General features: G+C 66.3%; 15 protein-coding genes. 13 read left to right on the top strand and 2 right to left on the bottom strand.

The features are described from left to right. Nucleotides 1-48 precede the first annotated feature (48 nt). From KK488_RS04960 to KK488_RS04950, 3 genes are read left to right on the top strand one after another with little or no spacing between them, the layout of a single operon-like run. The gene (locus KK488_RS04960; RefSeq protein WP_214622045.1) at nucleotides 49-696 is read left to right on the top strand and encodes an SCO family protein; all 648 of its coding nucleotides are present in this window, start codon (nucleotides 49-51) and stop codon (nucleotides 694-696) included. Beyond that, nucleotides 693-1,118, top strand: coding sequence for a YcgN family cysteine cluster protein (locus KK488_RS04955; RefSeq protein ID WP_214622044.1), 426 nt, complete (start codon nucleotides 693-695; stop codon nucleotides 1,116-1,118). Before KK488_RS04960 ends, KK488_RS04955 begins: the two co-directional genes overlap by 4 nt. Then, complete coding sequence (locus KK488_RS04950) at nucleotides 1,099-1,812, top strand: M48 family metallopeptidase (RefSeq protein ID WP_214622043.1); 714 nt, start codon at nucleotides 1,099-1,101, stop codon at nucleotides 1,810-1,812. Before KK488_RS04955 ends, KK488_RS04950 begins: the two co-directional genes overlap by 20 nt. A 130-nt stretch (nucleotides 1,813-1,942) precedes the next feature. On the opposite strand, the gene KK488_RS04945 is transcribed toward KK488_RS04950, so the two are convergent. Further along, on the bottom strand, nucleotides 1,943-2,710 hold the full coding sequence (locus KK488_RS04945) for a methyltransferase domain-containing protein (protein ID WP_214622042.1): 768 nt from the start codon (nucleotides 2,708-2,710) through the stop codon (nucleotides 1,943-1,945). Between the two features lie 134 nt (nucleotides 2,711-2,844). Here KK488_RS04945 and KK488_RS04940 point away from each other — a divergent pair, with 134 nt between their 5' ends. The 9 genes from KK488_RS04940 to KK488_RS04900 all read left to right on the top strand — a co-directional run bounded on the left by KK488_RS04940 (nucleotide 2,845) and on the right by KK488_RS04900 (nucleotide 10,081). Continuing rightward, nucleotides 2,845-3,933: a YjgN family protein gene (locus tag KK488_RS04940; protein ID WP_214622041.1), complete on the top strand. Its 1,089-nt coding sequence runs from the start codon at nucleotides 2,845-2,847 to the stop codon at nucleotides 3,931-3,933. Nucleotides 3,934-3,949: 16 nt separating this feature from the next. Beyond that, nucleotides 3,950-5,029, top strand: a complete 1,080-nt coding sequence (locus KK488_RS04935; RefSeq protein WP_214622040.1) for a M48 family metallopeptidase — start codon at nucleotides 3,950-3,952, stop codon at nucleotides 5,027-5,029. A gap of 75 nt (nucleotides 5,030-5,104) precedes the next feature. Continuing rightward, nucleotides 5,105-5,860, top strand: coding sequence for an alpha/beta fold hydrolase (locus tag KK488_RS04930; RefSeq protein WP_214622039.1), 756 nt, complete (start codon nucleotides 5,105-5,107; stop codon nucleotides 5,858-5,860). After that, nucleotides 5,860-6,813: a tetratricopeptide repeat protein gene (locus tag KK488_RS04925; protein WP_214622038.1), complete on the top strand. Its 954-nt coding sequence runs from the start codon at nucleotides 5,860-5,862 to the stop codon at nucleotides 6,811-6,813. Before KK488_RS04930 ends, KK488_RS04925 begins: the two co-directional genes overlap by 1 nt. A gap of 124 nt (nucleotides 6,814-6,937) precedes the next feature. Continuing rightward, nucleotides 6,938-7,369 (top strand): VOC family protein, encoded by a 432-nt coding sequence (locus KK488_RS04920; protein WP_214622037.1) that lies wholly within the window; start codon nucleotides 6,938-6,940, stop codon nucleotides 7,367-7,369. A 7-nt stretch (nucleotides 7,370-7,376) separates the two neighbouring features. After that, nucleotides 7,377-8,441 carry an NAD(P)H-dependent flavin oxidoreductase gene (locus KK488_RS04915; protein WP_349356851.1) on the top strand — a complete coding sequence of 355 codons (1,065 nt, stop codon included), beginning with the start codon at nucleotides 7,377-7,379 and terminating at the stop codon, nucleotides 8,439-8,441. After that, a complete protein-coding gene (gene gloB, locus KK488_RS04910; RefSeq protein ID WP_214622035.1) occupies nucleotides 8,434-9,162 on the top strand; it encodes a hydroxyacylglutathione hydrolase in 729 nt (242 codons plus the stop codon). Before KK488_RS04915 ends, gloB begins: the two co-directional genes overlap by 8 nt. Continuing rightward, on the top strand, nucleotides 9,159-9,548 hold the full coding sequence (locus tag KK488_RS04905) for an MmcQ/YjbR family DNA-binding protein (protein WP_214622034.1): 390 nt from the start codon (nucleotides 9,159-9,161) through the stop codon (nucleotides 9,546-9,548). Before gloB ends, KK488_RS04905 begins: the two co-directional genes overlap by 4 nt. A 122-nt stretch (nucleotides 9,549-9,670) precedes the next feature. Beyond that, entirely contained in the window at nucleotides 9,671-10,081 is a 411-nt protein-coding gene (locus KK488_RS04900; RefSeq protein WP_214622033.1) for a hypothetical protein, read from the top strand. A gap of 42 nt (nucleotides 10,082-10,123) precedes the next feature. Here KK488_RS04900 and KK488_RS04895 read toward each other — a convergent pair whose 3' ends face one another. Continuing rightward, on the bottom strand, nucleotides 10,124-11,944 hold the full coding sequence (locus KK488_RS04895) for an AMP-dependent synthetase/ligase (RefSeq protein WP_250890094.1): 1,821 nt from the start codon (nucleotides 11,942-11,944) through the stop codon (nucleotides 10,124-10,126). Between the two features lie 409 nt (nucleotides 11,945-12,353). On the opposite strand from KK488_RS04895, the gene KK488_RS04890 reads away from it, so the two are divergent. Beyond that, on the top strand, nucleotides 12,354-13,946 hold the full coding sequence (locus KK488_RS04890) for a flavin monoamine oxidase family protein (RefSeq protein WP_214622032.1): 1,593 nt from the start codon (nucleotides 12,354-12,356) through the stop codon (nucleotides 13,944-13,946). Nucleotide 13,947: the final 1 nt, after the last annotated feature.

Raw genomic sequence — 13,947 nt, 5'->3', positions numbered from 1 at the left:
GGTCTGTTCCCCTGTATCCTGCGGTTGCACTGGCCCCAATAGCAGGGCATGGCTGGCCATGTCATGAACAAAGCCTACAAAAACTCGGTGGCTCTCCTTGCCGCGCTGGCGCTCGCCGCTTGTCAGCAAAGCGCGTCCAACCAGTCTCAAGCCGCACCGCAGGGCAATCTCGCCGGCGCCAGGATCGGCGGCGATTTCACGCTGACGGATCAGGACGGCAAGACGGTGCGCTGGGCGGATTTCGCCGGCAAGTATCGCATCGTCTATTTCGGCTATACCTATTGCCCGGACGTCTGCCCGCTCGATCTGCGCGACATCATGGCCGGCTACCGGATGCTGGAAAAGTCTGATCCTGTCAAAGCGGCGAAGATCCAGCCGATCTTCATCACCGTCGATCCGCAGCGCGACACACCGGCTGTGCTCAAGCCTTATGTGTCCGCCTTCCACAAGAAGCTGATCGGCCTCACCGGTACGCCCGAGCAGATCGAGGCGGTGAAGAAGGCGTTCGTCGTCGTCTCGTCCAAGGAGGGCGACCAGAAGGCGACGCAGGACTATCTGGTCAACCACACGCGCACGCCGTTCCTGTTCGGCCCGGACGGCAAGCCGATCGCGCTCGTGCCGATCGGCGAGGCGGACGCGAAGGAGGATGCGTCCGCAGTCGCCGTGCGCGATTTCCTCGACCAGTTCGTGCGATGAACTTCTGGGAACAACCGCTCGAGACGCTCGACCGCGCGCAGTGGGAGGCGCTGTGCGACGGCTGCGGCAAATGCTGCCTGCACAAGGTCGAGGATTTCGACACCGGCCGCATCTATCCGACAAACGTCGCCTGCCGCCTGCTCGACACGCAGAGCGGGCAATGTTCGAACTACCGGCATCGCCGCGCCTATGTGCCCGATTGCCTGCGCCTGACGCCGGCGAAGCTTGCCGGCATCAACTGGCTGCCTGAAACCTGCGCCTATGTGCGCCGCGCCGAGGGCAAGCCGCTGCCGGACTGGCATTATCTCATCTGCGGCGATCGCGAGGCGATTCACGAGGGCGGCCACAGCGTGCGCGGCCGCGTGATTTCCGAGACGCTCGCCGGGGATCTGGAGAATCACATTGTCGAGCAGCCGCTCTGAGCATGCTCTCCCGCTCGCCGATGGCGACGTCATCGCGCTGATCGTCCAGCGCAATGCGCGCTCGCGGCGGATGAAGCTGCGGTTCGATGGGCTCGCCGATCGCGCGCTGCTCACGATTCCGGTGCGCGCCTCGATCCGCGCCGCGCTTGCCTGGGCGCAGGAGCAGAGCGGCTGGGTCGAGGATCAGCGCAGCCGTGCCGGTTGCCCGATCGTGCTGGGCGCGGGCGCGCTGGTGCCGGTCGAGGGCGAGACGCTGCGCATCGTCACGACCGGCCTGCCAGGGCGGCAGGTCCGGCGCGAGGAAGGACAGCTTCTGGTCGGCGGGCCGAGCGACCATGCCGGTACGCGCACGCTGCGCTGGCTCAAGGCCCGGGCCGGGACGGTGTTGGCCGAGGAGACCATGGCACTCGCGGCACGGCACGGCCTGCCGTTGCGGGGTGTCTCGATCGGCGATCCGCGCGCGCGCTGGGGGAGCTGCTCGTCAAGTGGCGACATACGCTATAGCTGGCGGCTGATCCTCGCGCCGCCGCACGTCCGCCTCGCCACCGTTGCGCATGAAGTCGCGCATCTCAAGCATATGCACCACGGGCCGGAGTTTCATGCGCTGGTCCGCGAGATCTCGCCCGCCGACCCCGATGCGGCGCGCGCCTGGCTGCGGCGCGAGGGGCGGGGACTGCATCGCTATACGGTCTAAAGCGTCGCCGCTGCGGATGACGGCTGGGGGCGAATTGACCAACTGACTCAGGTCGTATTGCGGCGAGCGCATGGCGACGGCTGCGCTGTCAAGGGACGTTGTTCCTGTGGCGATCCTTCTATCCTGTTCGTCAGTCGACGCCCCACACCACTGTATAGCCCATCGGCATTGCGTTATGCGCGCGGCGACTCACCGGACCCAGCGGAGCGAACAGCGCGCCCGTTGCATGATGGACCAGCCAGGCCGGGAGCGGGAAGCGCTCGGCATAAGCCAGCTTGGTCAGAAGATCGCGGACGACATCCAGCCCACCCCCGTTCACCTGTTCGCGCAGAACGGCGAAGCCATGGGCGGCGGCGAAATCGCGCAGCTTGTGGATCGTGTAGCGATGATGGTCGTGCGGCTCCTCGTGCAGCCAGTAGAGGAAGGGCACGCCGATGATCGCGCGACCGCCCGGGCGCAGGATGCGACGCAGCTCGGCAATGAGGTCGTCGGGTCGCGCGATATGCTCCAGCACGTCGGTCAATAGCACGGTGTCGAGCGAGGCGCTTTCGATCGCGAGTGGCTGGTTGAGGTCCTGACTGACGTCGAGCGCGACTTTCTGATGCAGGCTGCCCGGCCAGTCGACCCAGAGCATGCTCTCGACATAAGGCGCATAGACGCCGGCCAGCGGAGCATTGCCGCAGCCCAGATCGGCGAGTGCGCCATGGGCGAAATCGCGGATCGCGGCGACATAATTGGTGACGGCGCGGTCGGCGAACAGGCGTGAGGCGACATTGACCTCGCCGGGCGCGCTGAGCCAGCGTCCGCCGCGCAGGGCGAACTTGCTGGGCTGCCAGCCCCGCGCCGTCAGCTGTGCCGCTGCGCCGGATGCCAAGGCACCGGATGAAGGTCCGCTCACGTCAGCTCTGCTCCCCGCTGGATCAGGCCCATATTGATCCACAACCGCAAATATATCGTTGCCGCCTTTCTTGACAGGCACTTGCGGTCCGGTGTCTGTGCTGAGCGGAGCGTTTCCTGGGGGGAGAAATCGGAATGAGTGACGACGGGCAGCGCGCCTTCGGCTTCAGCGGCACGTGGAAGGATTACGCGCCGATCGCCTTCACCAACCTGCTGCTGACCATCGTCACGCTGGGCTTCTATCGCTTCTGGGGGACGACCCGCACGCGGCAGTATCTGTGGAGCCACACCCGCTTCATCGACGAGCCCCTGGAATGGACGGGCACGGGCCTTGAGCTGTTCATCGGCTTCCTGCTGGTGCTGCTGCTTTTGGGCGCGCCCTATCTGTTCCTCGTATTCGGCATGCAGGCGCTGATCTTCCAGGGGCACGGCGTCCTTGCGGTCACGCTCGCCCTCCTCTCCGGCTTCATGATCTTCTATCTGAGCGGCGTCGCCCTGTTCCGCATGCTGCGCTACCGCCTCAGCCGCACCTACTGGCACGGCATTCGCGGCGGCAGCAACGACAAGGGCTGGGGCTATGGCTGGTCCTATGTGTGGCGCAACATCGTCGGTTCGGCGGCACTCGGCCTGCTGATCCCCTGGGCGATGGTGTCGCTGTGGAACGACCGCTGGAACAAGATGAGCTTTGGGCCTCATCCCTTCAACGCGATTGCGCTGCCGGGTGACGTCTTCAGGCGTTTCCTGCTTTTCTATCTGTTCCCGATCATCATCATCGTGCTCAGTCTGGTGATGGGGATGATCGGCGCTGCATTCGTGGCGGCGGGCGGCGCGGTGCCGCGTCCGGGCGAGGCCCAGGGTGTCGGATTTGTCCTGTTCATCATCATGATGGCGGTGGCCATTTATGGCGCGCTGGGCGCGATCGCGCTGGCTTATTACTCCAAATTCTTCCGCGTCGTGGTCGGCGGCATGTCGCTATCGACCCTACAGTTCGAGTTCGATGCGCGCGCCAAGGACTGGTTCAAGTTGATCCTTGGCGACATCGGCCTCGTCATCGTCACACTCGGCGTGGGCCTGATCTTCCTCAACTACCGTCACTGGAAATTCTTCGTGACGCATCTCGATGCGACCGGCGAGATCAGCCTGTCCGAGTTGACCCAATCGACCACCGCCGCGCCCGGCCAAGGCGAGGGTCTGGCCGATGCCTTCGATCTCGGGGCGATCTGAGGGGCAGGATGCGCAGATGACGAGCGCCGGCCCCGACGAGAGCATCTGGCACTATGACGGCACCAGCGCGAGCCGCCGCCATCCGCGGATCGACTGGACCGCGGACGGGTTCAGCCTGACCCTCGAGTCCGGTGTCACCGGCTCTCATCGGTGGAGTGATCTGGTCCCGCTGAGCGGAACCGGCGGGCGATCCGTCTATGGCCTGCGCGACGTTCCGGGCTGGCGGCTGGGCTTTGCCGGGGCACCGCCTCTGGATTTCGCCGCGCACCTACCGCTTGTCGCGCGCTATGGCCGGATGATCGACCGGATCGGTCTGTGGCGTGCCGTCGCCTTGTTCGGCGCGGTCGCGGCGGCGGTCGTCTTCGTCATCCTGCGCGCGCCGGAATGGGTGGCGCCTTATATTCCGCAAAGCTGGGAGGACAGTCTCGGCGACGCGATGGTCGGCGATTTCGGCGGGCGCCTGTGCGAGACGCCAGCCAGCCGCGCCGCAATCGACAAGCTGCAGCGCCAGCTCGGCCAGGACGTACCGATCCGCCAGATCGGCATCGCCAACATCCCCATCGTCAATGCCGTCGCGCTGCCGGGCGGCCATATTCTCATCTTCGACAAGCTGATCGAGCAGGCCAGGTCGCCCGACGAGCTGGCCGGCGTGCTGGCGCACGAGATCGGCCATGTCCGTCATCGCGATACACTGACCGGGCTGGTCCGTCAGCTCGGCCTCAGCGTCGTGCTTGGCGGCTTCAACGGGCAGGTCGGCGGCACGGTCAACGGGCTGCTGGCGATGAGCTACAGCCGCAGCGCGGAAAGCGCGGCGGACCGATATTCGATCGAGGCCCTCAAGCGCGCGAACATCTCGCCTTTGCCGACCGCCGCCTTCTTCGACCAGCTCTCCAGGTTGTCCGGCGGCGAGAAGATCGAGGAATCGATGAGCTGGATGGCCTCGCATCCGGTCTCGAGCGCTCGCAAGGCCGCCTTCGAGCATTCGGCGATCAAGGACCATCGCTACACGCCGTCGCTCAGTCCCGCGGAGTGGCAGGCCATTGTCACGGCCTGCACCGACGACAAGCATGTGAAGCCGGCAGATCAATTCTTCTAGCGTCGCCGATACGCTGTTTCGAAAACCCGGCTTTGGGCTGGTGACCTCTGGCGCATATTGGCCTAAGCCCCGGTCATGACTGACATCTCGCTCGCTCCTCCCTCCTTCGTGACTCGCCCGGATGGCCTGCGCCTCGCTTATCGTTACCGCGCCGGCAACGGCCCGACGCTGGTCTTCCTGCCCGGCTATATGTCCGACATGCAGGGCGGCAAGGCGCTGGCGCTCGACGACTGGGCCGGGCGCGAGGACCGCGCGATGCTGCGCCTCGATTATGCCGGCTGCGGCGAGAGCGAAGGCGATTTCGAGGACGGCACGCTGGCGAGTTGGCGGGACGACGCGCGGTTGGTGATCGACGCCGTCGCGCCGGAAGGACCGCTCGTCCTGATCGGCTCGTCGATGGGCGGATGGCTGGCGCTCTTACTGGCGCAAGAGCTGGGTGAACGAGTCGCGGGACTCGTCGGCATCGCAGCGGCGCCGGACTTCACTGACTGGGGCTTCTCCGCCGACCAGAAGGAGGACATCTGGCGGGAGGGCAGGCTGGTCGAGCCGACGCCCTATGGCGACCAGCCCTATGTGACGACGCATGCCTTCTGGGAATCGGGCGAGGCGCTGCGGCTGCTGGACAAGCCGATCGAGGTCGGTTGCCCGGTGCGGCTGTTGCAGGGGCAGGCGGATTCGGACGTGCCCTGGCACATCGCGCCGCGCATCGCCGAGCAGCTGCGTTCAGGCGACGTGCAGACGCTTCTCGTCAAGGACGGTGATCATCGCCTCTCGCGCCCGCAGGATATCACCCTGCTGATCGAGATGGTGGCCCGCCTGACGGAGACCTGATGTCGATCTTCCTGACTGCCGCGCTGGCGCTTACCCAGCTCGCCCAATTGACCGAGCCGCAGCCGCCCGAGATCGAGGCGCTGCTGCGCCATCGCGACGAGAAGCGCCGGGCCGACGCCGACACCGTCTATTCACCTGCGCCGACCACGACCGGCACGCCGCCGTCCACCACACCGGTGCTGACCCAGGATGACCGCGCCGCGCTGGCGGCGGTCGTCCCGCCGGGGATTGCGGACAAGCTCGCCGACTGCCTCGCCAGGGCGAATGTCGATCCGGCCGATGGGGTCAGGATCGCGCTGGCCTGGGACGCCAAGGGCGGCGGCGCCTATGCCGCGCAATGTCATGGCTATGCGCTGGGCCGGGCCGAGCGCTGGACAGAGTCGGCCGACGCCTTCGAGCGTGGCGCGGCGGCGAGCGATCTCGATGTCGTCACCAAGGCAAGGCTCTGGTCGCAGGCCGGCAATGCGGCGTTGATCGCCGGCAATAGTGCGCGTGCCGTGCGCGATCTCGATACGGCGCTGGCCGCGCCGCTCCCGGCGACCCTGGCGACGGGAGAGATCCACCTCGATCGCGCCCGCGCCCGCGTCGCGGCGAACGATCTCAAGGGCGCGCGAACCGATCTCGATCAGGCGATCGTGCTGGCCAAGGACGACCCGCTTGCCTGGCTGCTCTCGGCGACCCTGGCACGGCGCATGAACGACCTGCCGCTTGCGCGCACGCATATCGAGCAGGCCGCCGCACGTGCCCGCGACGATGCCGCCATCGCGCTTGAGCAGGGCGTCATCTATGCGCTCTCCGGCGATCGCGACGCCGCCGCTCGTGCCGCGCTCAAGCGCGCACAGGAACTGGCGAGCAAGGACAGCGACGTGCAGAAGCAGGCGAGCGACTATCTGGCTCAGCTCGGGCCCGAGCCTGCTTCTGCGCCGGGAAAAGCCCAGCCGGAGGGGCGCTGAGGGATTCTGCTCCGCGCCTTGTGAAGGGGCTGGACGACGGATTGCGAAATCCGCTCTTTTCCCGGCCATCGCACAAGCCTATTTGCGCGGGGAGACTTCAGCCTGTCCACGGAGAGCCGCCGCCATGCCCAAATATCTCCACACGATGATCCGCGTGACGGATGTCGACGCCACCATCCGTTTCTTCAACCTGATCGGCCTCGAGGAAGTGCGGCGCTTCTCGCACGAGCAGGGGCGCTTCACGCTCGTCTTCCTGGCCTGTCCGGGAGATGAAGATGCTCAGGTGGAGCTGACCTATAACTGGCCGCCGGAAGGCGAGGCGGGGGAGCATTATACCGGCGGCCGCAATTTCGGCCATCTCGCCTATCGAGTCGAGAATATATACGAGACCTGCCAGCGGCTGATGGATGGCGGCGTGACAATCAACCGGCCGCCGCGCGACGGGCACATGGCCTTCGTGCGCTCGCCGGATGGCATCTCGGTCGAGCTTCTGCAGGACGGGCATCTCGAGCCGGCCGAGCCGTGGGCGTCCATGCCTAATGTGGGCGAATGGTAGCCGGATAGTGGCGCGCTGGCCTGCCGCGTCGGACGCCTTCCTCGCCCTGACCGGCGCGCAGGTGCCGATCGTGCAGGCGCCGATGGCGGGCGCTGGCGGCGTAGCGCTGGCGATCGCGGCGATGAAGGGCGGCGCGGTCGGCTCGCTACCTGCCGCGACGATCTCGGCCGAGCAGCTGCGCGCACAGATTGGCGAGGTGCGAGGGGTGGCAAGCGGGCCGCTCAACATCAATTTCTTCTGCCACCATCTGCCCGAGCCGCCAGACGAGAGCGCCTGGCGAGCCCTGCTCGCGCCTTATTATGCGCAGGAAGGCGTCGGCGAAGGTCCGCCAGCGCCGCTGCGGCGCCCGTTCGACGCGGCGATGTGCGCGATCATCGAGGAGGCGCGACCGCAGATCGTCAGCTTCCATTTCGGCTTACCCGAGGCGGGGCTGCTGGCGCGCGTGCGGGCGACGGGCGCAGTGGTGCTCGCCAGTGCGACGACGCGGGAGGAAGTGCGCTTCCTTGCTGCGCGGGGCTGCGACGCGATCATCCTGCAAGGTGCGGAAGCGGGCGGGCATTCAGGCTGGTTTCTGGGCGAGCGGCACGAGCCCACGCCGCTGGCCGAGCTGCTGCGCGAGCGGGTTGACGTGCCGGTGATCGCAGCCGGTGGCATCGTCGATGGTGCGGACATGGCGGCGGCGTTGCAGGCGGGCGCGAGCGCCGTTCAGATCGGCACCGCCTATCTCGCCACGCCACAGAGCCTGATCGCGCCGCCGTTCCGCGCCTTGCTGGGGACGGACGCGGCGACGGATGCGGCCTTCACCAATCTCTTCTCCGGGCGCGAGGCGCGCGGCATCCGCAACCGCCTGATGCGGGAACTCGGCGCAATCCGCGCGGAGGCGCCGGCTTTCCCCTATGCCTCGAACGCGATCACACCGCTGCGCGCGACCGCTGAAGCGGCGGGGCGCAACGATTATTCGTCCCTGTGGGTCGGGGCGGGCGCCACGCGGGTCCGCCCGCAGGACGCTGAGGCTTTGACTCGTGCCATCGCGCAGGACGCGCAAGCCCATCTGGAGACCATGAATGGCTGATCTAGACATTCTCCGCGTGCCGGTGCTCAACGACAATTATGTCTGGCTGGTTCACGATCCGGCGAGCGATGAGACCTTGGTCGTCGATCCCGCCGTGGCCGCGCCGGTGCTGGCGGCGGCGGATGCGAAGGGCTGGCGGATCAGCCAGATCTGGAACACGCACTGGCATGGCGATCATATCGGCGGCAATGCGGAGATCGTGGCTGTGACAGGCGCCAAAGTGACAGCGCCCGCCGCGGAGCTGGCCAGGATTCCCAATGTCGACCGGCCCGTGGGCGAGGGGGACCGGGTGCGCATCGGCGATCATGAGGCGATGGTGATGTCCGTGCCGGCGCATACCGGCGGGCATATCGCCTATCATTTCGCGCAGGATGAGGTCATCTTCGTCGGTGACACGATGTTCGCGATGGGTTGCGGGCGCCTGTTCGAGGGAACGGCGGAGCAGATGTACGCGAACATGCGCCGGTTCGAGGCTCTGCCGGACGCGACGCGGGTCTATTGCGCGCACGAATATACGCTCTCCAACGGCAAATATGCCCTGCGTGCCGAGCCTGACAATCCGGCTGTGCGGGCACGTGTGGCGCAGGTCGAGGCCATGCGCGCGCGGAACGAAGCGACGGTGCCCACCACCATCGGGCAGGAGCGGGCGACCAATCCCTTCCTGCGCGCGGATAGCGTGGCGGAGCTGGCGCGGCGGCGCGCGGAGAAGGACAAGGGGTGAGGTCGCCCGAGGCCGCCAGAGAGGCCCTCAAGGCGCGGCTCGATGCCTGGCCGACGGTGACAGTCGACCATTACACGCCGCCGCGCGCGGAACTGCCGCTCTCGGCGATGTACAAGATCATGGGCAAGATGTTCGCGATCCTATCGCTGCGCGGGGAGGCCTACGTGATCGTCAAATGCGATCCCTTCCAGGCAGAGCTGCTGCGCGAGCGCTATCAGGGCATCGGCCATCGCTCGCATCTCGACAAGCGCTTCTGGATCAGCGTCGATCTGGCGTCGGATGTGCCGGAGGAGGAGGTCGCGCGGCTGGTCGACCAGAGCCATGATCTGGTCCGCGCCAGCCTGACACGCAAGCAGCGGGCCGCGCTCGCTGATGGTGACGGTTGAGCGGTGCGCCTGGGGGCCGACATCAAGGTCCGGACGGCGCGTGTCCGTCATGGAGGATGCGAGGAGCGGCAAAATCTGCTAGTCTCGCCGGGCCGAAAAGAGGGGCGAGAGGAGTGACGGATATGAAGAGGATCATTCTCCCCTTGGGGCTGCTTGGTCTCGCCGCCTGCACGCAGGGTGCGCCGACCGAGCCGCAGCTGGGCGTGCGTGAGGCGAAGGACCTGGAGCGGTTGCTGGCGGGCAAGGTCGCCGGCGCGCCGGTGAGCTGCATCTCTTCCTACGACAGCAGCAAGTTGCAGGTGCTGGGCGACAACATACTCGTCTATCGGGTCAACAAGGACCTGCTCTACCGGAACAATCTGCAGGGGTCATGCCATGGCCTGGCGCAGGGCGATACGCTGGTGATGAACAGGCTGGACGCGAGCCAATATTGCCGGGGCGACATCGCGCATGTGGTGAACCTGACCAGCGGATCGATGACCGGCAGTTGCGCGCTGGGGGATTTCATTCCCTACAAGACGGCGGGGAAATAGGTTGCTTCCCCCCTCCTCTTCAGAGGAGGGCTTTATGCGCTCTCAGTCCTCCGCTCGTGCGCCATAGAGCCCGTCCAGCCGGTCCTGATATCTGGCGCGGATAACGTGTCGCCGGATCGACTGCTTGGGGGTCAGCTCTTCATTGTCGATGGTGAAGGGCTCGTCGGCGAGCGCGAAGCGGCGGATCTTCTCGATCACCGAGAGATCGGCATTGACCCGATCGACGGCGGCGCGGATGTCCGCGAGGAACGTAGGGTCGTTGCGCAGCACGGCGAGTTCGGCGGGCTTGCCGTGCACGGCCGCCCATTCCTTCATCCAGTCGGGATCGGGCACGATCAGGCCGACGATGTTCGGCCGCCGGTCGCCATAGACCATGACCTGGCCGACCTCCGGCTGGAGCGTCAGCATGCCCTCCAGCTTGGCGGGCGCGACATTGTCCCCCTTGTCGTTGACGATCAGGTCCTTCTTGCGGTCGGTGATCTTGAGCCGGCCATTGCCGTCGAACTCGCCGATGTCGCCGGTGTGCAGCCAGCCGCCCTGGATGGCGCGGGCGGTCTCGGCGTCGTTGTGCCAATAGCCCTTCATGACCAACTCGCCGCGCACGAGGATCTCGCCGTCCTCGGCGATCGCCACCTCGACATTCTTGAGTGGCGGGCCGACCGTGTCCATCGCGAGGCCGGCCGAGGGCCGGTTGCAGCTGATCACCGGCCCCGCCTCGGTCTGGCCATAGCCCTGCAGCAAGGTGAGGCCGAGCGCATCGAAGAAGATGCCGACTTCGGGATTGAGCGGCGCGCCGCCCGAGACCAGGGCCTTGATCCGTCCGCCGAACCGGTCGCGCACCTTGGGAATGATCGTGCGGTCGAGAACGGCCTGCAGCGGCCAGTCCCAGATCGGCAGCTTGCCGCCATTGGTATAGCGTTTGGCGCCAAGCCGCTGGGTCTGCTCAAGCAGCATGGCGGGCAGCTTGCCCTGCTTCTCGATCGCCTTGGAGACGCGGGTGCGCAGCAGCTCGAACAGGCGCGGCACCACCACCATGATCGTCGGGCGCACCTCGGCGATATTGGCGGCGAGCTTTTCCAGGCTCTCGGCATAATAGATCTCGCCGCCCAGGCCGATCGGCAGGAACTGGCCACCGCTATGTTCATAGGCATGGCTGATCGGCAGGAAGGACAGGAACACCTCTTCATCCCACCCGAAATCGCCGGCGATAAGATCGATGCAACCTTCCACGTTACACAGGATCGATCCGTGATGCTGGATGACGCCGCGCGGGGCGCCGCCGGTGCCGCTGGTGTAGATAAGGCAGGCGATGTCGTCGCGCGTCGCGGTGAGGGCGGCGGCGGTCGCGGCGGGATCGGCCGGGTGCGCCGCGATCAGCGCATCCCAGTGACAGATCTCCACCGTCGAGCTCTGCATCGAGCTCATCGGCTCCATGCTGATCGCGAGATGCATCGGCGATCGCACCACCGCCGGCATCAGCGCCTTGGCGATCTTCGCTGTCGAGAAGATCACACCCCGCGCGCCGCTATTGGCGATGATATGCTCATGATCGCGCGTCGTGTTGGTGGTGTAGGTTGGCACGGTGATCGCGTCCGCGGTCATGATGGCGAGATCGGCGATGCAGAATTCCGGCCGGTTCTCGCTGACCAGCATCACCCGGTCGCCGGGCCGGATGCCCAGCTCCGCGAGCGCCCGCGCCATGGCGCAGACGCGCCGCGCGGCCTCCGCCCAGCTGATCGACACCCAGCCAGCCTCTTCCCGCGTCCACAGGAAGGGCCGCTCACCGCGCTCGGCGGCGCGCGTGAAAAACAAAGCGGTCAGGCTCGGGAAATGCTCGAAGGCACGCAAACTCAGGCTCTCCATCGTCCGGATGCGCCGTCTGCCGGGCGCTTGCGCCAATGTCTATAGGATGCGCTTGCCGTGAGGGCCATCCCCACGGGATAAGTTAGCCCCTCCTCTTCAGGGGAGGGGTTGGGGTGGGGGACGCCGCTGCGCTAGCCGCGCGCCGCTCATCATGGGACGTCCAGCCCCACCCCTTCCTGAAGGGGAGGGGCTTATTGGCATGCGTTGCCGAAACCTCGTTCCCTGCCAGACCCCGCTCCGCCACGGGAATAAGCAAAACAGCGTATCAACTCTTGGCGCGCGGGGAGCGATCACGGCACCATGACGGCGGCGCTCTTTCAGGGTCTTCCGCCCGAGTCGGACTCACGGGTGCGCGCTGTCCCGTGGACGAGGAGTCCGCTCACGGTGCTACCTGCGGGGAAAGAACAGAATGTCGCAAAACAACGCCCTGCCGATGAGCAAGCGCGATCTCCTGACCCTGATCGGCCGCACCGCCGGCGCGTCGGCCATGTATATGGCGATGTCGCAGCTCGGCCAGGCCCATGCCTCCCCGTTCCAGGGCCCGATCAAGCTCGATGGCGATCCCAAGGGCGCGAGCGTGCTGATCCTAGGCGCGGGCGTCGCGGGCCTCGTCGCCGCGCTGGAGCTGAGCCGCGCCGGCTACAAGGTGCAGGTGCTGGAATATAACAACCGCGTCGGCGGGCGGAGCTGGACGCTGCGCGGCGGCGACACCTTCACCGAGCTGGGCGGCGCCACCCAGAAGGTCGAGTTCGCGCCGGGCAATTACATCAATCCAGGCCCCTGGCGCATCCCGTACAATCATGGCGGCATCATGCATTACTGCATGGAGCTGGGTGTCGCGCTCGAGCCGTTCATGCAGCTCAACTACAATGCCTATGTCCACTCGACCAAGGCGTTCGGCGGCAAGCCGCAGCGCTACGGCCCGATCCAGGCGGATTTCTACGGCCATGTCGGCGAACTGCTGGTCAAGGCGGTCAACAAGGACGCGCTGAACGATGACGTCACGAAGGAAGATAAGGAAATCCTGCTCGCGGCGCTGCGCAGCTGGGGCGCTCTGGACAAGAATTATCGCTATGTGAAAGGCCCGCAATCGAGCGAGCGGCGCGGCTGGGACAAATATCCCGGTGGCGGCCTCACCGCCGAGGGCATCCCGTCCGAGCCGATGGACCTGAGCACGGTCCTCAAGTCCGGCCTGTGGCGTGCCATCTCGACCAACCTCTCCACCGATCACCAGAATGCGATCTTCCAGCCGGTCGGCGGCATGGACATGGTCGCCAGGGGCTTCGAGAAGCAGGTCGGCAAATATGTCCGCCTGAACAGCAAGGTCGTCGCGATCAAGCAGGACGACAAGGGCGTCACCGTCGACTATCAGGACACCAAGACCGGCGAGAAGCTGAAGGCCAGCGCCGACTGGTGCTTCTGCACGATCCCGCTCTCGATCCTGAGCCAGATCGAGATCAATGTCGGCCCCGAGATGACCAACGCCATCCACGCCGTGCCCTATGAGGCGGGCTTGAAGGTCGGGCTGGAGTTCAAGCGGCGCTTCTGGGAGCAGGACGAGTTCATCTACGGCGGCATTACCAACACCGATCTGCCGATCGCCCAGATCAGCTATCCAAGCACACGCTATGGCGACAAGGGACCGGGCGTGCTGCTCGGCGCCTACAGCTTCGGCGCGGGCGCCTATGAATATACCTCGCTGCCGCCGGCCGAGCGCGTCGCGCGCACCGTCGAGTGGGGGTCGCAGATCCATCCCCAATACAAGGACGAGTATATGAACGGCGTGGCGGTCGGCTGGCACCGCGTGCCCTGGACGCAGGGCTGCTTCGGCCGGTGGAGCGACGATGCCCGCAAGGAGCATTACAAGAATCTCTGTCAGATCGACGGCCGCATCCTGCTGGCCGGCGAGCATGCCTCCTACATCCCTGCCTGGCAGGAAGGCGGCATCACATCCTCGCTCGACGCGATCGGGCGGCTCCATCAACGCGTGCTGGCGGGCTGAT

Origin of the sequence: Sphingobium nicotianae, assembly GCF_018603885.1 — a bacterium.
GTDB lineage: Bacteria > Pseudomonadota > Alphaproteobacteria > Sphingomonadales > Sphingomonadaceae > Sphingobium > Sphingobium nicotianae.
Note: the sequence above shows the minus strand (reverse complement) of the source record. Positions and strands in the feature narration are given on the sequence as shown.